General features: G+C 35.8%; 21 protein-coding genes. 1 reads left to right on the top strand and 20 read right to left on the bottom strand.

The genetic code is table 11. The annotated features are described in order from the left end of the window. Window positions 1–27 precede the first annotated feature (27 nt). From LI288_RS08060 to LI288_RS07985, 16 genes are all read right to left on the bottom strand, one after another. Window positions 28–702, bottom strand: a complete 675-nt coding sequence (locus LI288_RS08060) for a hypothetical protein (RefSeq protein WP_227090027.1) — start codon at window positions 700–702, stop codon at window positions 28–30. Window position 703: 1 nt separating this feature from the next. Continuing rightward, window positions 704–1,123: an ATPase gene (locus tag LI288_RS08055; RefSeq protein ID WP_227090026.1), complete on the bottom strand. Its 420-nt coding sequence runs from the start codon at window positions 1,121–1,123 to the stop codon at window positions 704–706. Beyond that, window positions 1,095–1,547, bottom strand: coding sequence for a DUF4869 domain-containing protein (locus tag LI288_RS08050; RefSeq protein ID WP_117999881.1), 453 nt, complete (start codon window positions 1,545–1,547; stop codon window positions 1,095–1,097). The genes LI288_RS08055 and LI288_RS08050 overlap by 29 nt, the downstream gene beginning before the upstream one ends. Before the next feature lie 48 nt (window positions 1,548–1,595). Then, complete coding sequence (locus tag LI288_RS08045; RefSeq protein WP_227090025.1) at window positions 1,596–4,625, bottom strand: SIR2 family protein; 3,030 nt, start codon at window positions 4,623–4,625, stop codon at window positions 1,596–1,598. A gap of 79 nt (window positions 4,626–4,704) precedes the next feature. After that, on the bottom strand, window positions 4,705–5,349 hold the full coding sequence (locus LI288_RS08040) for a hypothetical protein (protein WP_227090024.1): 645 nt from the start codon (window positions 5,347–5,349) through the stop codon (window positions 4,705–4,707). A gap of 49 nt (window positions 5,350–5,398) precedes the next feature. Then, window positions 5,399–6,895, bottom strand: a complete 1,497-nt coding sequence (locus tag LI288_RS08035; RefSeq protein WP_227090023.1) for a DUF3800 domain-containing protein — start codon at window positions 6,893–6,895, stop codon at window positions 5,399–5,401. Between the two features lie 13 nt (window positions 6,896–6,908). Beyond that, complete coding sequence (locus LI288_RS08030; RefSeq protein ID WP_227090022.1) at window positions 6,909–10,355, bottom strand: type I restriction endonuclease subunit R; 3,447 nt, start codon at window positions 10,353–10,355, stop codon at window positions 6,909–6,911. A 3-nt stretch (window positions 10,356–10,358) separates the two neighbouring features. Beyond that, window positions 10,359–11,483: a restriction endonuclease subunit S gene (locus LI288_RS08025; protein ID WP_227090021.1), complete on the bottom strand. Its 1,125-nt coding sequence runs from the start codon at window positions 11,481–11,483 to the stop codon at window positions 10,359–10,361. Further along, on the bottom strand, window positions 11,470–13,077 hold the full coding sequence (locus LI288_RS08020) for an N-6 DNA methylase (protein ID WP_227090020.1): 1,608 nt from the start codon (window positions 13,075–13,077) through the stop codon (window positions 11,470–11,472). Before LI288_RS08020 ends, LI288_RS08025 begins: the two co-directional genes overlap by 14 nt. Before the next feature lies 1 nt (window position 13,078). Further along, complete coding sequence (locus tag LI288_RS08015; RefSeq protein WP_118008679.1) at window positions 13,079–13,300, bottom strand: helix-turn-helix domain-containing protein; 222 nt, start codon at window positions 13,298–13,300, stop codon at window positions 13,079–13,081. A 222-nt stretch (window positions 13,301–13,522) separates the two neighbouring features. Then, a complete protein-coding gene (locus tag LI288_RS08010) occupies window positions 13,523–15,280 on the bottom strand; it encodes a relaxase/mobilization nuclease domain-containing protein (protein WP_227090019.1) in 1,758 nt (585 codons plus the stop codon). After that, a complete protein-coding gene (locus LI288_RS08005; RefSeq protein ID WP_118149106.1) occupies window positions 15,259–15,621 on the bottom strand; it encodes a plasmid mobilization protein in 363 nt (120 codons plus the stop codon). The genes LI288_RS08010 and LI288_RS08005 overlap by 22 nt, the downstream gene beginning before the upstream one ends. A gap of 299 nt (window positions 15,622–15,920) precedes the next feature. Further along, entirely contained in the window at window positions 15,921–16,295 is a 375-nt protein-coding gene (locus LI288_RS08000) for a TnpV protein (protein ID WP_227090018.1), read from the bottom strand. Beyond that, the gene (locus LI288_RS07995) at window positions 16,288–16,449 is read right to left on the bottom strand and encodes a hypothetical protein (protein WP_227090017.1); all 162 of its coding nucleotides are present in this window, start codon (window positions 16,447–16,449) and stop codon (window positions 16,288–16,290) included. The genes LI288_RS08000 and LI288_RS07995 overlap by 8 nt, the downstream gene beginning before the upstream one ends. A 284-nt stretch (window positions 16,450–16,733) precedes the next feature. Then, a complete protein-coding gene (locus LI288_RS07990) occupies window positions 16,734–17,930 on the bottom strand; it encodes a site-specific integrase (RefSeq protein WP_227090124.1) in 1,197 nt (398 codons plus the stop codon). 93 nt (window positions 17,931–18,023) lie between these two features. Then, the gene (locus LI288_RS07985) at window positions 18,024–18,209 is read right to left on the bottom strand and encodes an AlpA family phage regulatory protein (RefSeq protein WP_015560978.1); all 186 of its coding nucleotides are present in this window, start codon (window positions 18,207–18,209) and stop codon (window positions 18,024–18,026) included. Between the two features lie 395 nt (window positions 18,210–18,604). Between LI288_RS07985 and LI288_RS07980 the strand changes: the two genes are divergently transcribed. Further along, entirely contained in the window at window positions 18,605–19,153 is a 549-nt protein-coding gene (locus LI288_RS07980) for a helix-turn-helix domain-containing protein (protein WP_117569843.1), read from the top strand. A gap of 247 nt (window positions 19,154–19,400) precedes the next feature. Here the strand turns inward: LI288_RS07980 and LI288_RS07975 are convergent, their stop codons facing one another. From LI288_RS07975 to LI288_RS07960, 4 genes are all read right to left on the bottom strand, one after another. Further along, window positions 19,401–21,227 (bottom strand): NACHT domain-containing protein, encoded by a 1,827-nt coding sequence (locus LI288_RS07975; RefSeq protein WP_227090016.1) that lies wholly within the window; start codon window positions 21,225–21,227, stop codon window positions 19,401–19,403. 408 nt (window positions 21,228–21,635) lie between these two features. Beyond that, complete coding sequence (locus tag LI288_RS07970) at window positions 21,636–22,133, bottom strand: nucleotidyltransferase domain-containing protein (RefSeq protein ID WP_009247521.1); 498 nt, start codon at window positions 22,131–22,133, stop codon at window positions 21,636–21,638. Between the two features lie 84 nt (window positions 22,134–22,217). Then, window positions 22,218–23,762 carry an ATP-binding cassette domain-containing protein gene (locus LI288_RS07965; RefSeq protein ID WP_009247522.1) on the bottom strand — a complete coding sequence of 515 codons (1,545 nt, stop codon included), beginning with the start codon at window positions 23,760–23,762 and terminating at the stop codon, window positions 22,218–22,220. A gap of 453 nt (window positions 23,763–24,215) precedes the next feature. Then, a complete protein-coding gene (locus LI288_RS07960; protein ID WP_009247523.1) occupies window positions 24,216–24,593 on the bottom strand; it encodes a TnpV protein in 378 nt (125 codons plus the stop codon). Window positions 24,594–24,614 lie beyond the last annotated feature (21 nt).

The following is a 24,614-nucleotide window of genomic DNA, read 5'->3' as shown; positions in this document are numbered from 1 at the left end:
GCCTCCTCCTTTTCACTTTTATAATACCTAATTTACTACTTGCAGTACCTTTCTGACTGTTTCCGACTGCATCAACATCCGCATCTTCTCACTTCCACCTTCAACTTCTGGCTTTCCACACCTAAGACTATCCGGATGTTCAGATACGCAGCAATCTTTATACCAACATTCACCCATAAGTGGACCTTTAACAGACCACTTCTCGTTTTGTGTAAATTCGCCTACCAGTGATTTCATCACTCGCTCTGTAGAATATCTCTTAAAACTAGCCAAATACTGTAAAGTCTTCTCGTCATCAATCTTTGACAAATTTATTCTATGATCCTCAATTGCCGACAAAACATCTTCACGAATCTTGATTTTATCTACCTTACCGGTGCCCGTCCAAGTAACCAGCTTGTCAAATGCAAGAATTAAGTGTTCGAAACAAATCATATCTAGAAGTATAATCTTTCCTTTTGACTTTTCTGCTATTGATTTCAACAAGCGATACTTATTACGAATATCCTGATTGTCAACTACATAATCAAATGCAATATAATACTCGTCATCATTTTCTAGTTTCAAAACTGTAAGGGCATCCAAGATTCCCTGATTGCTTTCTTTACTTTCAACTACAAATGCATTTTCAAAGAAAAGTTGATTAAGCAGTTTCCAGAAGTGAAGTCCTGCACCTGTATCTTCTGTCCATAAATATTTCATATCACAACTCCTCTTCTAGTGTTATCCTGTTATCTTCAAGTTTCAACACTTTAAAGCTCTTATCCGATACATTGAGCCCATCACAATTTCTCAAAAAAAGCATATATTGATTGGAAAATTCAAAATTAATGAATCTTCTGATTTCATCATTAATCAAAATATCCGCATTATCAATCACGATAAAATTGTCCTTACACTGTTTAACTGCCTCTAAAAGATTATCTGATTTGTAATTGAACAGTTTAATTGCTTTATATTGGTCGGTAAGTCTTAAATCTTCTAACATTTCATACAGAACAGTTTTACCTGTGCCACTATCTCCACCAACGAGAGTTATTCTGTCATCAAACATCAAATCGTATGAAAACGGATCCGCTTTAAATGTAATATTCTTATAGATCATCCGCTTCTCTCCTTTCATACTCTTTACTCCACCAAGCATTGTATCCTGAATTACCGGTTACTATATCTTTATCATTAAACCTGATTTCTACATTATCCGGAATCTCTGCAAGTGTGGGGCGTGACATATATATCTTTATATCATCCATCGCAAATATAAATTTTAATACATTTGGACCACATTCCTCTACGCACACCACCTTATCAGGATGCTTTACTATATTGAGTAATGTCTTACATCCAGATGACAAATTACGTATTGTGCCCAATCCATATTTTGTTTCAATGTGCTTATCTGGTGTCAGTTTTGCCTCATCCACTTGCCGAATGAGGTTTATTTCATTTTCAGACATTTCTTCATTACATGTATTCAAATTGAAATACAAGTCATTTTGAAGAATCCAATCTTTTGACTCTTTTTTTTCTGTATATATATTAATCATTCGATGCCACTCCTTTAAACAGATTTCATTCTTGATTATTGATAATCCTTACATAAAATATCTAAAATTATACGGTCTATCATAGACCACTAAGTCTTGCTTAGCAACACGGGACAATGCCTTAGCAAAATCCAGCGTTACAGGCAATATTTTATATAATCCGTCCCCACTATTCCAATTCATTTTAGTAAGCATTAGAATTTCATTGACCAATTCCAGAGCCGATGATTTTCCCATAAATCTTTTTACCAATAATGGTGCAGGTATTCCTCTACCATTTTTGTAATAATTCAAATTTTTTCCAGCCAATTCATCATGCTGAACACTTCCATGTGTCCAGATTAAAAATGTATCTTTATCAAGTGGAATAACCGTTCCTCTTTGAATCGGAAATAGTGTTGCAACATCATTCTGAAATCTTATAGCCCGCCACGCAGAAAATTCTTGAATTTGCAGTAGCTCAATATTATCCACACCTGCAAGTCCTTTTGTTATTCCTTCCATTTCTTCCTTTGTGAAATGTGTTGTCTTATGTATTACAATTCGATTTAGTTTATGCAAAGGAACCGACTCGTCATAAATTCTTTTCAAATTGTTCATAAGGCGGCAAGCATCTCCACTTCTCATATACGGATTTTTCTGTATAATCTGTGGATCTTTTAACGGACGCAAGTACAATTCCATCCCATTTCCTTCTGAGTCAAACAACTGACTACAACCAATTGATATTTTTTCATTATTCTTTATTGATTGTACATAACTTAATCCAATATACGCCGTGTCATATCTTGTCATCTTTGGTTTCCACAATTTTCCAACAGCCTTTGTATATATAGCCGTGGAAAGCCCCCACATAATCTTTGCCATATCACTATTAGTATGGACTGATCTTTCTTCTATTATCTGTGTAACAATACCTTTTCCTGCACAATATATTTTTAGTGAGTCATGCAAATCAAAATAAACATTTTCATTTTTCAGTTCTCGCATTTTACTTAACCGATTTGGAATATAGATTACCAAAACATCAAATTCATGCTTTTCTCTTTCCATCACATCAATATATCGACAAATTCCATTAAAAAACTCTTCAGCAGATGCCTTTAAAGCATCGCTTAAAGAATAACCCTTAAATCTTTTGGTATCATTTCCATTTGGAATATTCAATCCACATCTAAAAACATCTTGAAATCCTATATATTCTGGTAAAAATGCCTTATCCTGCTTTAAAGTTGTTGCATGGTGCTTATTTAGTTCATTTAAGTGCCTCCATATATCTGCTGCGCATTCTCTAGGCGACAGCACTGCTAATCGTACACTTCGATTAGCATATGATTCTAATGGTCCATAATTAATTAAACCTTTTAATTGATTGACTGCAATGCAACTGTCATTTTCATAGTCAAAAGCAAGTTCAGTTTCCTTTGCTTGATAACATTTATCAATGCTGCCTGTTCCTGCAAATCGAATTCGTTGTGTACTAAACTCCAATATAGCATTTCCTAATTCAAAGATTAATTTCCTGTTCGTTGATAATTTCTGTACCCATATTTCTACCTTTTCATTCATCTGCTTATTATATAGTGTTGACATTTCATTGTTTACAATATTCTGATACGCAAATCTATCTAATTGAGATCCGTCACTTTTTAATACATATACTGTAGGCAATAAATTCATAACTACATTATCTTTAACAAATGTCATCGCTATTTTAATTGCATCATAAACAAAATAACCGTTTCTTAATCGCCTGCTATTTCTATCAAAGTACTTATTTTTTCCAAATGAAGACAAGCCTTTGCTTAACAAATTATTTTCTATAATCTCATAAAACATACCAATAACATCCGAATGTTCCAATTTCATCATATATATTGGAATATCCACTTCCTCAATATCACTAATGTTTTTATCTGCAAAAGCCTCTAAAATTCCGTTTTTGCTACCTAATGCCCATACTTTTCCTTTATGTAAAATAGCAACACAAGAATTATTTGTTATTGCCCGTAATTCTTTCCAAGTGGTAATGTTTGAACTAAATACATAACATTTTCTTGGAAACTGTATTGCTGGTAATGCATTAGTAATTGCTGATGCTGTATGCCTTCCTATCGCATCATATAAAATCTCTTGTTTTTTATCATGCCCCTTCCATAATTCATCAATATTGGTATTTTCCAAATTCATAGCCAAATATAGACTATACATGAGATCATCAAAACCATCAATTTCAACCACAGCTGACTGTTCATTAACATTACATGCGTTCTCCATAAATTTGCATGCTCTTATACTAAGTTTACTGCCTCTTGGTTTACACCAATATACCCCTTTCTTTATACCGCCTTCATTGATTAATTCTTCCAATACAGACATAACAGAATTATCATTGCCAGCATATCCTATAACTATTAATCCATTTTGTTTTATAGAGGTCTTCCAAATATCTGCAATTTTATCCTCTAGCTTTTGCAATTCTGACTCTGTGTTTTTTAGTTTATCAAATAGATAATCTCCATGTAACTTTATTATATTAGGGAATCCCTCATTCAACGCAAATCCGACACTATTGCTAACCGCAGATGATATTGTTTTAATTGAAAACCCTGGATTAATTGAATGAACACCAGCTTGTACTAAATCATCAAAATTAGTCGTTGAAACTAAATCTATTTTTCCATTGACTATCAATTCCCCCATACATAAATATCCCAATGACGGTTTTATATCTCGTACTTTATTTCGAATATAATACTCTCGATCACTTCTTGACGGATAACACTTTTCAAAATAAAATGAATATTCTTCTGGCGACCATAATTCCGGGTATCCCCCTCGCCCGTCAAAGTATGATTGTATCTCCTTCTGTACATTCTCCTTAGACAAATCACTATACAAACTTGTCCGAATGTTATTGTCTGTACAATACAACGTTCTTTTAAAATCCCATACCATTTGCCCACCTGATGGAATATTAGATGATACAGATGCTCCCGCTCCCAGGAGGAAAGACATACTTTTATCCGGCTTAATTTTAAAACTATTTACAAATGTGTTAGCGTCTATTACTTTCATGCTTTCCTCCTATCCTTACTTCACATAGTGAACACTCTTTTATACAGATATGTACCCTAACTTATTACCATGCTTTCTCTCAATCATAATCAGGAACAAATGTTGCCATTTCTTCATAATATCCAGCAATACAATTTAAGTTATCACCTATCTTTTTGAATATCTCCACAAACATCTCTAAATCAACAACTTCATTTCCATAATTTTCGATATAAAAATGATATTCGTCATCGGCATTAAACGGGTAACGTGAAAAATCCATATTTTTCATCTTTGCATTAGCATTATGATCTTTATCGATTTTATCATATAATTCTGAAATATAATCGTCCAGCTCTTTGGTCATTTCCTTAAATTGTTTTCGTTGTTCTTTATCGGTTTCAAAACCTATCATACGTTTCTTTACTGTATTCCATATCTGCCTGATATCGTGCCCTCCACAAAAGGACTCTTTCGCATTAAGCAACATATTCAAAGACCAGTTTATAGATTTTAGATACAACTCTATTGCATGGTTTGCCGAAAACAACATTGGGAAAACCACACTATCAGCCTTCTTATCCATATTGTCCTGCAAACAGTCCTGTGCGAGCATTATCGCTGCCTTCATGTATCCATCAGCAATAATCATCATATCATGAATGGGTTGATGCTGTCTGGTTCTCCAATTCATATATGCTGTTTTGTCTATATCTACATTATACGAAAAAATCTTTTCCATCATTCACCTACTTTTCAAAACTATATATTTAAATTTCTAAAATGCCTAAAATCTATAAAATATCAACCAAATACCTTCCACCAATTAATGAAAATAACACTTTTGATGGAAATAATCTTTCACCCATACTGGAAACCCCAGCAACAGTCATAGTCCAATCACTGTACTCATTTGGCAACCTATAACATATAGGCTTATCATTTTCAGAGATTGTTACTAATGGAGTTCCATTCTGTGAAAATCCAACAGAAAGAACATAAAACTCATTTTGTCCACTATGTAATGGCAACATGGGTTGCTTGTTAATATCCTTATAAACCTTTGCACCTCTTTGATTATAAAAATAATCTTTGCCATCTTCTACTATAGGATCAATCGGTAATTTGTTTCTCATTATTTTATAACGTTCGTTCAAGTTCTCGCAGACAAAAGCATTGTAATATTCTGGTTGCATTTCTATCTTACTATTACGAATCTCATCTGCATCTGAAAAATGATTCATAAATTGAAGAAGTGCTACAAAAGCCACTAAATCATCCGAATAAATTCCAGAAAAAGATTTGTACCAATAGTCATTAATCTCACAAATTACCCGATATAATTTTTTATACAACTCAAGCTGTCTTTGATTCAATGCAAACCAGCCCGAATCTAAAAGTGTCTTCTTCATTTTCCCATCTTTATAATCTCCAGTTAACGATATCTTCAATGATTGCATCAATCGAGATATCAATCCAGCAAGCATATCAGCCATTCTGATTCCAATATAATCCTTAGAATCTTCTTCGATGACATTTTTAAGTCCTACATTCTTTGCAGAATTCAATGTATGCGATTCTTTTCCTTCTCGGTCAATCATCAACTGATATTCATTAACATTCATCTCTGTCAACAATTTCTTAAATCCTTCAAAAGGTGCAAAATAGGACCAATCTAATGTTTCGGGTACCTCTGTGTCCTCAAGCAGTAAAAGTATTTCCTGAAATGCTTGATTCTCATGCTCTTTCAAAGCAGTATTCGCTTGATTTTTAATAATCCTATCTTCTAAAAAAGACCGTAGTTCTTTAACAAATATTTGTGGCTCTTTATAAATTGCTTCTATCACATTTTGTGGTCGATATACATTGATAGCCTTAATTATTGAGTATTTCATGTAATCAACATCAACAAACATAGAATTATGATAATTTACAAACAGCTGGCTAATAACATACTCTATTTTGCTAAACACAGAGAAATAAATAATTATTTTCTCGTCAAATAGTGATACAAGGTCTTCATATAACTCAATCGTATGATTATTAAGAGAAGCAAACCCAAGCCTAAAATCTTTTACTTTCATAGTCTGACTCTTTAATTCTCCGTCTTTTTTTCTATAATCATACTTCGATTCAAAAGCAAGGTATCTGTCAGAAATACATTCATCATCTTCTGCTTTCCACCCTACAATTCCTGTTATGAAATTATCATAGTAATTATTCGCGGTAACAGTTTCATAATTAATCTTTCTACTATGCTCTGTTTCATCATAGAAAAAAATGTACTTCATCTTCAACGCCTCCCTACTGATTATTTTTTGAATCACCATAATGTATCGAATCTTCCGCAACCTTCATCACCTTATACTCTGGCTCATATTGATAAATCTTTGCAGAATTATCTACTTCATTTCCTATATCTTCTGTTATGGAATACTCCTCAAAATTCTCCACCTGTTCCATAACTTTATTGAATACTTCCGGACTATACTGTGGTGGATAACCATTCTTCACCAAGCAGATTTTTATATCAAGTTTTAATTGGTTACGAACATTCTGATTATTGAGCCAATCAGCAAATGAGGATTTTGTATCAATAATATCCTTTATCTTCTTAGCTAATGCTTTACATTTATCATTGACTGCAACACCATCTACCTCTTTATCTGTTCCGTACTCAAAGTTATATTGGTCACGCAGAGAAATCAAAATATCATAGAATGCTTTTTCCTCAAATGTTAAGCCAATTTTTCGAAAACTCTCTCTATTTTCGTTCATCTGACGAAGAATAGCTAAAGCCTGTTCCGTTGCAATCTTAATGATATCCTCTGATGCCTTTTCCTGTGTCTCACCGGCTTCTTCAGCAGTAAGATGTTTACGTCTTTCATGATATTCTGCAATCGTCTTTTCCAACATTTCCTGAAATGATTTTGCAGCTAACTGATTAACTTTTCCATATTCCTTAATTTGTTTACGGAGCATTTTCACAAGAAGTTCCAATTTAGTTGCCGGCATTTTGACATCAGATAATTTTTCAAAATATTCCGGAGAAAAAATATCTTCTTCCTCTCCGCTTTCAAGAACACTTTCCACCTGATTATATTTTAATGCTTCTTCAACCATCTTTGAAACTGCACGATTCATCGTATCAGTGTCTACTTCACTTGTTCCGCTCATCTTACGAACAAAACCTGCTATAGCCATAAAGCATTGTGCAAGTGCAGATTCTTCTTCTCCAAGATATCCGGAAGGCTGACAAATATCAAAAGCTGCCCTCATTCGTTTTACTGTCTTTAAAAAGTAGGTTTTGAAGGAAACTTTCTGAACACCATTATTTCCTTCCGACTGTAATTCTTCTGTTGATACAAATACATATTCTGCTACTTTTGCAAGAAGTCTATATCGTTCTATCGGATCACATTCCGGATTTAAAAATGGTGATAAATCATAACCTGTGAACATGTTTTTCAATACTTCAAGTTCTTCTCTAAAGACTGATGTAGCCTGCTCTACATCATCGGCTGTCGGTGCAACAGATGTATCGCCTCCATATACCTTCATGGCTTCACGCATATTGTCGCGAATACCAATATAGTCGATAACCATACCATATTCTTTCCCCGGATATTTTCTGTTTACACGGCTTATTGTCTGTATCAGCAAATGCTTTTTGAGAGGTTTATCATTATATAAATATGTAAGGCAAGGAACATCAAAGCCCGTAATCCACATATCTACAACAATGACAATACTGAAATTTGATTTTTCCTGTTTAAAAGCAGCATCCAATTCTTCTGAACGCTTATCATTTTTAACTCCGCCAAGATAATCATACATATCTTTTTCATCGTTACTGCCAACACTGGATACCATTGCCATAAATGGCATTGGTTTCAATTCTTTCAGTTCCTCTTCCGTTACAGAAACCCCATCTGGTGATTTCTTTTCCTCAAACCATTCTGGGTATTTATCCTTAAACTTCTGTAATAATGCATAAGCAATCTTTCTATTAGAACATACAACCATTGCTTTTTGTATTCTATCCGGATCACCTGCGCAAGACGCAACATAATGGTCGTGGATATCTGTAGCAAGACGCTCAAGTCTGGAAGGCTCACCAAGAATTATTTCCATGGAGCTCATTGCCTTCTTACTTGCTTCGATATCCTCATATGTTGCACCATCATCCGCACATTTTTTATAATAATTCTCAATTTCTTTTACTTTTTTATTATCAAGCAATACCTTTGCAATACGCGGATGATACTTAATGGAAACAGTAAGTCCATCTGCAACTGCCTGATCCATTGTATATCGGTCAATTTCATCACCAAAGGTCTGATATGTTTCCGCAATAGGTGTTCCGGTAAAACCGACGAAAGTAGCATGTGGAAATGCTTCCTTCAATACTTTTGCATATGGTTTTGAAACCATAGCTTTCATATTTTCATCGGCATCCTTACTAAACTGAATTTTCTTAGAGTGCTCCAGCTGAGTTCTGTGAGCCTCATCTGAAAAACATATAATATTCTGCCTATCATTGATAAGTCCGATTTTGTCATCTTCTCTGTCGCAGAATTTCTGAATGGTGCAAATATAAAAACCACCACTTTGTCTTGCACCAAGTTCCTGCCTTAACTGTGTTCTGTTTTTTACAACAGATACTTCACCAAGATTAAGAAACTCTTTACTCTTTGTAAAAAGCTTTGAACCTTGTTTTTGCAGTTCATCTCTGTCAACAATTAATATAATTGTTGGTGAACCGATTTCCGGAATATCAATACAACGAAGCGCAAGCTGACGTGCAAGGAAAGCCATCGTATATGTTTTACCGCATCCGGTTGCACCGAAGTATGTTCCACCTTTACCACTTTTTTCAACTACTGATTTAATAATACTTTGTTTGAGTAATCTTGCAGCAAAAAACTGAGGATATCGGCATACGATTTCTACCTCATCACTATCGTAAATACTATCCTGAAAATAAATATAATCTCTGAAAATCTCCAAGAACCGCTCTGGTGCATAAACACCCTTTATCATAGTTTCTGTTTCTGCAAAAGGAAGCGTGGATACAGCATCTCTTTCAGTTACTCTGCGCCAAGCATAAAAATGCTCGTAAGGTGTACGCACTGTACCTAATCTTGTTTTCACACCATCTGAAATGCAAGCCAAAGGACAATAGTGTAAAAGATGCGGAATATCCCTCCAATAACGAATATTAATTTGCTCCCAAGCATCATAAATAGTCGCATTTGCATCAGCGGGATTTTTAAGTTCAACGACACACAAGGGCATACCATTTACAAACAGAAGCACATCCGGTCTGCGATTTTCTTTTTGACCATTATTTGTATATTCTACTGTAAACTGATTCACTACACGGAAGATATTCTTATCCCAATTATCAAAATCAATAAGTGGTATCATTCTTGGCAGCCCATCCTGCTGTGTAAACTGAACACCATTTACCATCCAACCATACACTTTGTGCAAAGTGGCAAAATCACTTTCCGCACCTACAAGACGAACATTATCATATATCTGTGTCACCTCGTCTTCTGTCAAATCCGGGTTGGTGTCTGCTATAAACTTCTTGAAATCATCAGCAATCAGTACATCTCTTTTTGTGACACGACGGATATTATTACCAGAAGAATACTTCCAACCTTCTGCTTCTAAAAAGCCAATAAAGGCATATTCATATTCTGATTCACAATAATGACCATTGTATTCTTTTAATCTTGCCATAGACTATGCCTCCTTTGCTTTTGTCACCTCTTCTATAGAACCTTTGATAAGAATAGGACAGACATCTTTTATCTGTGCTTTGAGTTGTTCATTGATGTCACACCTAGCTTGATAACATGAAAATATGTCTACTATGCATTGTTGAATCTTAATTTCTGGTATAGGAATAGATATTTCTTTCATATCTTTAAAGGTAAAAATATCTCTCGTCGTTCCGAATGAAATAAATCCAGCATATCTTTGAGTTTCATCACGATTAAGCCATAACAAAAGATATTTTGACAATAACTTGCTAGTATTAGTAACTTCAAACACCTGATAAGAATTAGAAACAACACAATCTGGTCCTTCACGTAGTGCAATTGGTAATTTTGTATTATGTGCCTTCATTACTTTATTAAAAGCAAATTGTCCTGTTCTTACAACACTGCCATTTTCAGAATCTTCAGCAACACGTTTAGGCTCTGTAAACACATGATCAACATTTACACCTTGAAATAAATCAATAGCATTATCAATGTTCTTTTCATTTCTTTCTTCAACATATGGACCAATAGCCTCACAAGGCATTTGTCTCCTTAAATCCTCAATATACGCATCACAAACAAGTTTTAAATCATCCAGTCCTCGTTCATAGCTTTTTTGATTTTCGAGCATAGCATTATAAACATCTACATATTTTTTCTGTATTTCAATATCCGGTAGTGGAATAACTATGTCACTCATATCATTAAAATTGAATTCTGGTCTTTGACTTCCAAAATTTCTAAAAGTCACTTCTCTGCAAAATTCTGAACGCCTAAAATAAATATATAACCACATTGGATCAATGATTTTCTTTCCCTCATCCGTCAGATAAAAAACCATATATAAATGAGATACTATACATAATCCCTCAGTACGGTAGGCAATTGAACCTAATTCAAGTCGAGTTGGGTTGTACACAAAAGCTCCATTTTCGACAATTTTATAAGGTTTTAAATCTACTCCATCTGTATTCCCTTTAGGAGTTGCAAAAACACCTTGACTATTTACACCAACTATCAAATCAACCCCATACTTTAAGTCTTTGTTGTTTATCGTGGAGCGTTCAATGTAATCTCCCAATCTAATATTAATCAATCCCATAACCAATCCCCCTAAATGCCGCTTCCAGCATCTGCTGGGATTTCTTTTCCTGCTTTAATATATCTTTCATTTCAGATTGAATACGAACCATTTCCTTTTCATAATCAATATCTAAATCATGGTCAATAAACTCAATATATTTGCTTGGTGTGAGAGCCCAGCCTTTATTTTCTATTTCATTAATGCACACACTACGGTAAAGTTCTGGCATCTCATAGTCTGCTCCATCAGTTCCCTCACATTGCCATGTGTGATAAATATCTGCTGCCTTCTCAATTTGTTCTGTATCCAACCGAACTTTCTTTTTGCTCTCACCCTTAACAGCATTTTCTGTCCATTGGCGTAAATCCATAAAGAGCATCTCATGCTCGCGGTTTCGGAGATTTCTTCCATGATATTTTCCGCCTTTTTTATTCTGATTCAGAATCCACAGAGTAACACTGATATCTGTAGTAATAAACAATTCTCTTGGCAGAACAACGATAGCCTCAATTTTATCATTCTGAATCAGTTCCTTACGTATTTCCAATGTATCGCTATCATTCAATGCACCATTCGCAAGAAGGAATCCTGCTACTCCATCAGTTTTCTTCAAATGTGAAAGTATATGCAAAATCCATGCATAATTTGCGTTGCTTTCAGGTGGCGTTTGATAGTCAGACCATCGACCGTCATTTTTCAAATTGTCATTATACCAGCCCTTCAGATTAAAAGGGGGATTTGCCATAATATAGTTAAAGTGCAACCCCTTGTGTAAATCATGTGTAAATGATGAATCTGCTTCTTCTCCTAGATTATGTCTAATTCCACGCAAAGCCAAATTCATTTTTGCAAGGCGATATGTAGCCGGTTCTTTTTCCTGACCATATACATTGATACCATTTAAGTTTCCCTGCTTTGACTTTACAAGTTCAGCACTCTGAATAAACATTCCTCCCGAACCACAGCAAGGATCATATAAGGTGCCATCATAAGGCTCAATCATCGTTGCAATAAGTTGAACTACGTCATGAGGTGTATAAAATTCTCCTTCCTCCTTTGTAGCATTTACTGCGAACTCCTTAAGAAAGTATTCGTATACACGACCAATAAGGTCTTTTTCCTCTCCAAATGTCTTATGACTGATTTTGTTCACTTCATCAACAATTTTCTTTATATCATTAGCTGCTAAATTGCGTGCTGTAAATGTTCCTTTAACAAAACAGCCTTTCAACTGTGGATCTTCTTCCTCAAGCCTTTGCAAAGCTGTATCTAGTGCAACATTAAGCTGTGGTGCCGGTGTACTGATAATAGTCGACCATCTTGCTTCTGGTGGTAAATTATATGTACCATCTGCAAAAGTAGCATCATCAAAGAATGCTGCTCTAATGTTCTCATCTTCCGGATCTAATCCCTGCTCTTTAAGTGTTTGTTTTAGATTTTCAATTCCATCCTCATACTTTTCGCCGATAAACCTCAAAAACACTAGCGTAAGCATCATATCTCTTTTTTCAAAGAATGAGCCGGAATTACGTGCCGCACGTAAATAATCTCTACAATTAAATAAAATGTTATCTATGTTCAATGCCTTTTCAGTTGTTTTCTTCTTAGCCATATTACTGTTCTTCCCTTTCCTCGTCTGGAACAAATTCCATAATATCCTGTATATTGCAATGCAATACATTACATATTTTTTCCAGAACCTGTGTATTTACATGCTCATTCTTTCCTAATTTAGCCAAAGCATTTGTGGTAATTCCAGCCTTTTCTCTAAGGTCTATCTTCATCATATTTTCATCTATTAATTTTTTCCATAATCTGTTGTATCTGATTGCCATTATTATCCCTTTCGTATCATTACAACTATTTATCATTTCTTTTTCATTATATCATCGAATCCAATTTATTACAATTTGAAATTGATTTTTTCAATCTGTTATACATCTGTCTATATCTAACCCATATTTATAGAATAAACAGAGGAATCATCTTCCTCTGCCCCTATTCCACATCTTGTCTTCTACTTTTTCATTATTAGTATCTCTACCAACACTCTCATCTTAAATCCTCTGAAACTCCTCATAAAGCCCATCTCCATCCAGTTTTATCCCCAGCCTTTTCATCACATCCGAGAACAACCTTATGCTTCCACTTACATCAGCAATATCAAATCCGAATATATCAGCCTTAACAGAATCACTGACATTCTCATAACCACCAAACTCTGATATTCTCCTGACAATCCAGTCTGTTTTATCCACAGATTCAGTTTCTCTAGTTCCAACAAATTCACTTTTATCTGTTACATCAGTTATACTTTCGTCCATTCTTGTCACATTCACATCAGACGAATTATGAATCTCTGGTTTTCCTATGCCATCTAAATCAGTCTGTTGTTTTCTCGCACTATCAGCTTGCTCTCTCAGTCTGCCTATTTCATTCTGCTTATTGTTAGGATTCATCACATCAACATTTGCATCATGCTCAACAACTACTGCCGTTGCTTTCTCAACCTCAGTCTCTTCATCCATCCCCGGTATCTCAACATCCCTGTCAACAACAATCTCCTCATTCCCCGACACCGCATAATAAGCCGTATACAAATCTTCTTTTATAATGTCATCAGCAAGCTGTATCTGCCTCTTAACATTTCTCTTCTCCTGCTTCAGCTCATCCAGTTCTTCCTGCACTTCCATGTGCCATATCTGATATTCCCGGTACTGCTCTTCATTCTTTATAATGCGTTTCCGACTAGAACTTTCTCTGTATATCTCCTTCTGCCTGTCCTCAATCTGCTGAATCCTATCTTCTTTCTCACTTATGAAATCCATAAGCTCCACAATACTTTTGATGTCATTATTCACAAGCAGCAGATATTCATCCTGTAACTGATGAAACCGCTTCAAATCCTCTGCATACTTTGCTCCACAAACTACAAAACGCTTCTGTTCTACAACCCTTAATCTGTATAGCTTTGCATAAAACTTCTTCTGGAATGGTGACAGCTTCGCCCTGTGTAGTCTCCTGATATCCGACGAATAAAAGTAAGGCTTTGCCATCCAAGGCATATCCACATAATGCCGTAACATATCTTCTGAAAACATCTCGTCCAGCTTTGCCAGTTTATGATAATACCGAAATCCCGGTGCCTGCACCTCCATCCATGCGTCTTTCTTAAATACATATCCAAGTCTTTTCATCATATATTTAAAATGCTCCACATTCCCGGCTGCATATGCACACATCTTGGCATCCCTTAGAATTATCTCTTTCATTGACATTTCCTTTTCCCACTTATCCCTGCTGATATTTTTTGGATTCCTGCTGTACTCTGCCGGCATAATGGAAAGTCCAAGTTCATCACAATATTTATTTGTAATCGGCTGCAGATGATTCTTCCAGTTGCCTTTAGGTGAATTATACTTCTTGCCGGTTGTCATACTCACACTATTCCAGATCAGATGCCCATGCATATGTTCCCTGTCAGTATGAACTGCATACACCGCCTCATAATCATTACCAAGCACATCCTTTGCAAAGTGCTCCAGCACATACATTGCCTGTTCTGCCGTCACTTTTTCTTCCGGTGAAAATGATATGATCACATGATAGCCCTGCCTTTTACCTGTCTTATGAAATATATTCTTCGTTTCCTCCATCTGCTCAAATGCCGTATCCGGCAGGCAGTTAATACTGCCCACCAGTACACATTCTTCTGTCTTATCCGGATTCTGTATATATTCCAAAGCATTCTTCAGGTGTGATGCCGGATTTCTGCCATCTGACTCCTGTATATTTAAGATCTTTGTAATCGCCATACTTCCAGCACCTCCCCGAATGTTTTCTTTACATCATCCAGACTGTTCTGCAATTTATCAATATCGCTGTAATACAATCTCCCCTGTGAATTGCCAAGCTTTACCGTCTGATTAATATTATTTGCAATACCTGCTATGATACGGATTGCTTTTGCCCTGTCCTCAGGATAACTTGTATCTATGTTGCCGCCCGTCCGGATCAATTCTCTTATATAGGCACTTGCTGTCATTCCCGTCCGGTTAAGTGCCGCTTTTAGAATATCCATATCTTTCTCCGACAGCTTCACAGATACCTTATGATCTTTCCTGTCAGACTTGTATCTTCGCTTTCCATCTGCCATACGTTTCTCCCCTTTCGTAGTTTTCTAATGCTGTATCAAACCAATCTCTTTTTATCTGTACCATTGCTTTTTTCATCCTTTCTAAAAGTAGTGTTCACTGGTTTTGCAAGATGCGGAAAAGGTCGGACCTTTTCCCGAAAAAATATAAACGCCATCAGCGTTTACATAATTTTTCGTCTTGGCAGGAGCACCTGCACCCTGTATATGATATGTGGTGGTTAATATTCCACCACAATTACTGATATGGTGGCGCTTTTTGCCCCCATTTTCATGTTTTGGCGGCACTTTTTGCCCCCACACTAATGAAACTGCATCACCACATCCATAATAACGATTTCCTCTGCCATCATCCTGGTCTGTGTTCTTAGCTGTAACTGTTCCGTAAAGGAATTTGGATTCTTTGGCTTATGCTTTTTTAGCCACTTAGCTTCAATATCATCGAGCAGCTCATATGCTGTATCATTGACTTCATTCGCTCTCTCTTCAAGCTCGCCGAACCGCACCAGACTCTTATATCTCATTGGATATTCTTCCTTGATATATTTAATCCACATACGCCCATACTTTCCTACATCTATATCTGCCTTCTCTGTTCCTGCGACAAGAACCGGATAGAAGATTCCATCTCTTTCTTCATATGGGATGCCAAGCTTTTCAAATGTTGTCTTACTCATAACGATTACCGCCTTTCTCATCACTCTGCAGGATATCAAGCACATGCTTTAATGAAACCAGCAGTTCTTCAACATCTATACCTCTGTCTGCTTCATCTAACGTCTGTAATTCTTCCAGTATCGTATCAAGATGAACCCGTACTTTCTTTGCCACCTTCATTCCACCAACAACCCTGATTTCATGCTTCAGCAGACATTGGATGATATAATCCTGTTTTGAAAGTCCGCTGAGTTAAACTTTCACATTCAGCTCTTGTGCTTCCTCCGGTGACATCCGAAATGCTACCACGACATTTCTCCATCTGTTCTTGGCATCCAGCCTTTTCTCGCTCATAATAATCTGCTCCTTCCGATATAAAATCTATTCTTTTAATTCCTGATCCATATATCCTGCAAAACTTGTACCAGCATGATTCATAATGTTTTGCATAGGCATTATCAGACTGCCTTGTACTTATCAATGCTTATAATCTTTTCCGCAGCCGCATCCATATCAATCATAGGTTCTGTTTCCTCTGCCTCCATAATATCTACATCTTCATCCTGCTCTTCACAATCCTCAAAGCTTGCATTGACAGCATCAAGTCTGTCTGCCATTGCCACCTGCTTTGACGGAAACAGATGTGAATAACGATATGTGATATCAATACTCTCATGACCAACCCTGTCAGCTATTGCAACTGCGGAAAACCCGAGGTCAATCAGATGTGAAATGTGCGAATGCCTTAGATCATGGATTCTGATTTTCTTCACACCGGATAATTTGCAACCACGCTCCATCTCATGAGGAAGAAAGCTCTTTGTTACCAGAAAAATCCTGTCTGTTGGTGTCTGGTCATATAACATTGCAAAATATTCCTGCATTTCTTCGGCAAGGAACTTCGGCAGCTTAATTGCCCTGTTGCTCTTAGGTGTTTTCGGTGTTGTAATAACATCCTGCCCCTGCAGCCGCTGATACGATTTATTTATTCTGACTGGGTTCTTTTCAAAATCAAAATCTTCCATTGTAAGAGCAAGCAGTTCACCTAATCTCATTCCCGTCCAGTACAGCATTTCAAATGCATAAAATGAAACCGGCTTGTCAATCACCGCTTCTGAAAACTTCTTATATTCCTCAGTTGTCCAGAAAAGCATTTCCTTCTTTTCTTCCCTGCCCATATTTCCGGCCTGTCTTGCCGGATTTGATTTCAGATTATAAAACCTGCACGCATGATTGAATATCGTACTTAAAATGTTGTGCATTGTCTTCTTGTAAGTCTGGGAATAACTCTTCCCATTCTCATTACGGAATGCAACTATCTCATTCTGCCACTTGCGTACATCTCCCGGTGTAATCTCATTCATCTTAAGATTCTTAAAATATGGAAGTATCTTTGTATCCACAATGTGTTCTTTGGTAAGCCATGTGTTGAGTTTGACATAATTTTTCACATCCTCTGTATACAGCTTCCAGAACTCTCCAAATGTCATATCCAGATTATTCTCCTGCCGTATTTTGTAATTACGCTCATAATCAAGTGCTTCCCTCTTTGTTGCAAATCCTCTCTTCTTTATCTGTTTATTTTCCCCAGTCCAGTCCTTACAATAGAATTTGACAAACCAGGTGCCTGTCTTACTGTCTTTATAAGCTGGCATATTCATCATCTGCTTCTTTCCATATGAAAGAAGCAGATGCCTAAGCCGTATCGCTTCTGCACCTGCCCCTGTCACAATCTTCTTACCTGTTGCTTATCCTGCATCACTCATACCATAAATGCGTTCTTCAAAATACTTTCTGCTTACTTTTCCACGAATCACAATGTAACCCTTCTTTTCAAGTTCACTGTTAATTTGTCTCATAAGCTTGTATGCTGCTGATCTTGAAATTCCAAGAATCTGCATCACATCTCCTACTTCTAAAAACTTTTCGTTCATGCCTTTCACCACCTTTCCTTTAAATATTTGTTTTGGCGTTTCTCCATACCAGTTCTGCTGATGTCACTACCAGCCTCCTTACCTGAGATAATCTCCTGTAATACCGCCCGCTCCTGCTCGAGGTACTCGGTCCGCTTGGGGGAGTGTCTGCATTCGCTCGATTCCTATGAATGTCTTGGCAAATGCCTGTTAGATTTCTGGTACCGCTCATTTAGTAATTTTTCAATACCATATCGTATAGATAATTAAATTGATATTATTCTATACCGTGTTGTATTGAATTGTCAAGAGGTTTTTCTAATGTTCTCGTATAGAAAAAATTCCATTTTCATTTTTTTCGTGTTATACTGTCTTTAACAGTCCATCAGGGACAGATAAACGGAGGTGACTACACTATGACAATTGGTGAACGAATAAAGAAAATACGGGTATTCCGTAAAATGACAATGGATGAGCTGGGCGGTGCACTTGGCTTTGAAGGCAAAAATATGTCTGTCCGCATATCCCAGTATGAAACCGGTGCCCGCATTCCCGGTGAAGATATGATTCTAAAACTTGCTGATGCTTTGCACTGCAATTACAAGGCAATCTCTGATTACAGCCTTGGTGCTGCTGAAGATATTATCGAAACACTTTTCTGGCTTGAAGAAAGTGCCACATCACTTCCTGCACGTGGAAAAGGTACAAGATTCCCAGAGTACACAGCTCCCGGCAACCTGATTCATCTGACTGCAATGACTCCGGCAAAACCTTCCGAGGCTGCCAGACCAACTTACAATGAAGATGATTATGAAAGTGCAGGCTCACCTGTCGCATTAACTTTTGAATATGGATTGGTAAATGATTTCCTTACGGAATGGTGTGAAATGAAAACGAAATTAAATAATGGAGAGATTTCTCCTAACGAATATTTTGAGTGGAAAATAACATGGCCTCAAGCGTAAATGAAACTATTCACGCACAGCTCACTTTAGTACCATTTTAGTACCACAAGACAAAAAACAAGCCCGCAAATGCCCATTTTACTAGGCTTTGCGAGCTTTTGAAAATTATTCAAACTCGGCAAGTTGTTGTTTTGTATTAAACTATTTTGTTTGATTTTCATTAAAAATCTGCCGATATTTTTCTTCATTTACACATTTTATTTTGGCTTACTGATTTTCTGTTGCCAAAGTGTTGCCATGAGCATTATTACAATTCATCTAACATGGATTCAAATTTTCTCTTTTTTCCAAAAGTATTAATATCTATTTTATCTAATTCACCAAAAACATAATTCATTCTTTGTGTTACCCACTTTATTGCTCTCTTTACCTTATCATATAATGCGTCCTCCCTAAGTTGTTCAAACGTTATTCCTATTTGCACAACTTTTTTCCCATATTTCTCTTTTAATTCACTAATAGTTTCTCCATACTCCTCATCACATTCCATATCTACATACTCATAATGCAAATAATGCAACATACATACAAATATCGTGTGGTAGTATGCTTGATTAATCTGGACGTATATTCTTTCCCCTCGATTTTCAGAAAAATGAACTGATATTCCTGAATACATATATTCTATAAACCAATCCTCGGAACATCCATTTGCCTCATATAAATCGTATAACTCACAAAGTGGATTGTACAAAATATTCTTCATAAATCTATCTGGCTGGAGTTCACATAATATGTCAAGAAAATCTGTAGTCATTCTCCCAGACATTGCTCTCAACCAAGATAAAATAAACTGACGTTGTTCTTCATCACTCAACTGTGTTGTATAAACAGCTGCAAAGTACTCTTGGAACGATCTATGTGAAAAGCGATAATTTAATCCTTCATGTACCAACATACACACTGCTTTTGTCATATCCTCCAAGTAGTCACTTTCTCTAAAAGTACCATAAGAATACACTTTCTCTTTAGCTTTTTGTATATTCTCTAAAGCACTTTTTTCTGTAAATTCATATTGATTTTTAAAGAAAGATCTAAAGCAAAAATACGAGAATACTTTTTTAAAATCTTCATACCCCAGCCCAGATAGTTTCTCCCTTTTGTATTTACCCTTTTTCATAGCATCATGTTTGTGAAATAGAGCTGAAAAGGCCTGCTCATAAAAATCCGTCTTGCTATCCGGTATCGAAACTCGTTCTTCAAAAGTCATCAACATTATCGTTAATAGTAAGGGATTAGAGGCGAAGGATTCATACTTTTCAAATAATTCTTCATCCAATTGCTTATAGAATTTATTTTTTATTTCTATATCATAATCTAATTTAGAAATTAAAGATAACGCTTGTTCTTTGTTTAAAGCAATTGCTGAATATTCTTTGAAGTCTGACCAGCCTACAAATTCATCTAACGGTCTAGAAGACAAAATAATATGATTCTCAGAATATTTGTTGCTGAAATCAATTATTTCTTGCGTTACCTTTTGTGCATTTGCATTCTTCACTTCATCATAACCATCAAATAAAATTACATAACACCCCGTTTCTAAACTATATCTAAAATATTCTTCCTCAAGCTTAAATCCAAAAATTCCAAGTGTGTTATATATATACTTTTCAATAGATATATTTTCTGGTATATACTCATTCAATCCCCTTAATTCTACCAATATAGGTATATATGATGTTGCATGTATAGTATTTAAAAAAAAGTGTTTCATCAACATGCTTTTTCCTATTCCACCAGTACCTGTGATAATTATTTTATTCCCTATATCCAATATATTATTCACATTGGACGTATCAATAATATGTTGCCGATTACTTATTCCCATACACTCAAAAAAAGAATACAGATAATGTGGAGTTTGTCCATATAAAATAGTTTTAGCCATGCCTATATGCTGTTCCGCTTCTAGTAAATATTTCTCAAACGCAGTACCATAGTCGATATCTTCCTTGTTTACAATATCTTTATATACTTTACCTAATTTTTTAACAACAAAACACGCTGTATTTTTTGCCAACTCACTAATCACTTCTGCACTTATCTTATTTACATTAATTTCTTCAGCCATAATTTCCTCCTATGTTCCTTTATAATTATACTAAAAGGCACTTAACCTTTTATATTAATCTTTTGACAATTATCAACTCCAATGGCAACAAAAACGATCTTACATTTGCAACAATAAGAATACAGCAGGCAATCCTATAGACTACCTGCCATATAAAATAATCAGAGTCAAATTGAAATTATTCAAACTCTACAAAGACTAACGCTTTTTGTTTAGGAATTATTCTCTGTAATGTTTCTCGTTCTTTTGATTATTTGATATATCCATATTATCCTGCCTATACGAGCTAATGTTATCATTTTGTTATCGGCATTGATAACACCTACTCGATAACTGTGGATAATAACTATATGTAGCATGTCAAATTATAAGCTATTTTGCTTAGAGATTCAACACAAAACTGAAATTTTACTTTTCCTTATATTCATCTGGTATTGCTATTTGAAATGTTTCACACAACAGCATCACATCATGCACATCATTTTTATCGTGTTCATATCCCAAATGAAGCATTACCTGACTCAATGGTTCAATACAAGAAACAGTTATATCTCCAACTTTTCCAATACCGGAAAAAGTTTTTGATGGAAATATATCTCCCTCATAAACAATTCCGTCATCTGTAAATTCAAAACAATGTAAATCAATGATTCTTTGTTTATCATCTTTCCAGACAGTATGACCATCCGTTGTATAATCAGTATTTACTTCCTCAAATCCATGCTGCTTAATCACATAAATATAATCATGATAATGTTTCAGTTCAACAAACAAATCAATATCATTGTGTATTCTTGATTCTCTTTTAAGAAGTGCATCAACACCCCATCCGCCATCTAAATATACTTTAATTTCGTTTTGCAAAGCATATTTTATAATTTCACATGCATCTTCTGTACGTACCATAATCTATCCTCCAAATTCAAATCTTTGTATGCTTTCCAACTCACTAAAAGCCTGAAATTTGTCAGTCTTTCATCCTTTTTGTTATCAATCACCAATTAGCTGTAATCCATTAGGATTTAGCTGATATATTTTATCGCACACCTCTTCAATATACTTTCTATCGTGAGAAATGCTAATGACAGCCCCCGGAAATTCTCGGAGCATTTTTCTTATTACCGGACCGGACAATGGTGAAAAATTTCTTGTCGGTTCATCCAGAATAAGAACATTTGCACCACTTAAGCTCATCCTCAAGAGAAGCACTTTCGCCTTTTGTCCGCCTGATAACTCCCGAATCGGATGCTCCATTTCATCTGGTGTGTATTTAAGTGAACCAAGGTATGTTCTAATTCTTGTACGCTCTTCTTTATCTCCTGTTTTATCAAGGTAATCAACCGGTGTAACATCCAAATCCAGCAGGTCTTCATAAGTTTGAGGCATATATTCTGCTTTAATGTCATTCCGATTTAGGAGTTCTTCCGCTATCTTTTTTAGAAGAGTCGTTTTTCCTGCCCCGTTGGCTCCTATCATACAGATTTTTTCTGAACCTTTTATTTTTAAATGAATTCCTTCTGCTAAAATTCTTTTGCCATCCGGAGTCACAAGCTTTGAAAGTTCATATTCTATGACCGTTTTTCCTGCGGGAATGTGTGAGTTTTCATCCCCTAATTTGACAAAGATTGCTTCTTCCTGTTCCGGCATCTGAGTCATATTTTCATCTTCTTTTTCAAATCTTCGTTCCATTGCCTTAACCGTATGCATTTTGTCCTTTAAGTTTTTGGCAACAGACGGTGCTTGTCTGGTACAACTTCTTAATGCACCTTGTACACTCTGCATAACTCTTTGATATTTTTCATCGCGAATCTTTTTCTCCCTACGGTCACTCAGTGCCCGCTGTTTTTGGATTTCAAATTTATGAAGCCGTTCTTCCACATAGCGTCTATAGGGAAGCTTTGCCACGGTATATCTCGCCTTTGTTTTTCGTATAATCTGCTCGATATGTATCACCATGTTGGCAGTACGCTCTATCAGCGTTTCATCGTGTGAAATAAAAAGCACAATGTGCTTCCAGTCATTTATGATTTTTTCCAGTAATGTAAGCGTCGCAATGTCGATGTCATTGGAAGGTTCGTCCAACAACAGCACAGAAACATCGCGAATGAAAAGCCTCATAAGTTGTGTCTTGACTTTTTCGCCTCCTGAAAGACTACCCATTGTCTGGTTACTGTAGAAAAAATCATTTTTCATTCCAAATTTTCCCGCAATAACAGACAATTCTTTAGGCGTTTTCTCCCAGAATATTTCCTCTTCAGAAAAATATTCGTATATTGTTTTTTCCTTATCTTCATCGAGCATCTCCTGCGGAAGATAACCAAGACGTTCGTGTCCCATTATCCTTTCCCCATCTGCTTCTATATAGTTTTCTACAAGCGACGGATTGTATATCCACTTCATTAATGTCGATTTCCCATTTCCCTCTTCTCCAATAATAACTGCCTTATCTCCATCATTTAGCACAAGGTTGAAATCATTAAGAATTATTCTCAGGTCTTTTTTATGTGTTAAATTTAATTTTTTTATCTGCAACATTAAAGTTTCTCCTTTTCGAAGTCTGAGCCAATTATTATTTTGAACACACAAAAACGAGTCTTTTTTGCATACGCAAAAATAGACTCGCTAAATAGACCCTTATTTCTTTTCCAAAAGGAAAACAAAGGAAATGCCTCTTGCGATAATCCAACTTAAGCGTACACAAAACAAACCTATTCTCTACAGGCTCAATAACTATATGTGTCTTACTTAAATCAAATTATCTATTAATCATTTCCTCACCTTACACAAAATGTGCCTTTCTTTCTTCTAATGGCAATACTATCATACTGTATTTTTTGTGTCAATACATTTCACCTTATGGAAGTGCAAATTAAAATTTTCACTTCCTAATTATACATCCAACCATTACGAAATTCAATCTTTCACAACCTCTTTACAACCACAACCACAGCACTCCAGCAAACGCAGGAGCACCATACCGTAAAACGCTTATGTGTAAATCAACTCCGTTCCTACAACTTCCCTCACACAAGCCTGAATATTATTCATTCTTCCAATCCATTCGTAGGGATTATCTTTCTTTAATTGTTCCGTCACATCTTGTCTGTCGGCATATTCCTTTACCAGTCGAAGAAACATATCCTCTGCTTGCTTATCGACTTCTGCAAGATAACTATGCAGCTTTCCGCTTGTCAGCAGGTTCATATATAACACTTTATAGTGTTCCTTTAAATGCCTTGCATGTCGTTTCCCCCATAAACCAATCGGCTCTATTTCTTCTTCGGCTGGTACTGTGATGTTCGGCAATAAATAATCACCCACCTGTCTATAAGTTCCGCCCATTTCTTCAAAAATTGTCTTTGTCATTTTCCTTTTCCTCCTGTGATT

Origin of the sequence: Lachnospira pectinoschiza (assembly GCF_020564355.1) — a bacterium.
Lineage (GTDB): Bacteria > Bacillota > Clostridia > Lachnospirales > Lachnospiraceae > Lachnospira > Lachnospira intestinalis.
This window is presented reverse-complemented; position numbering and strand designations above follow the sequence as displayed.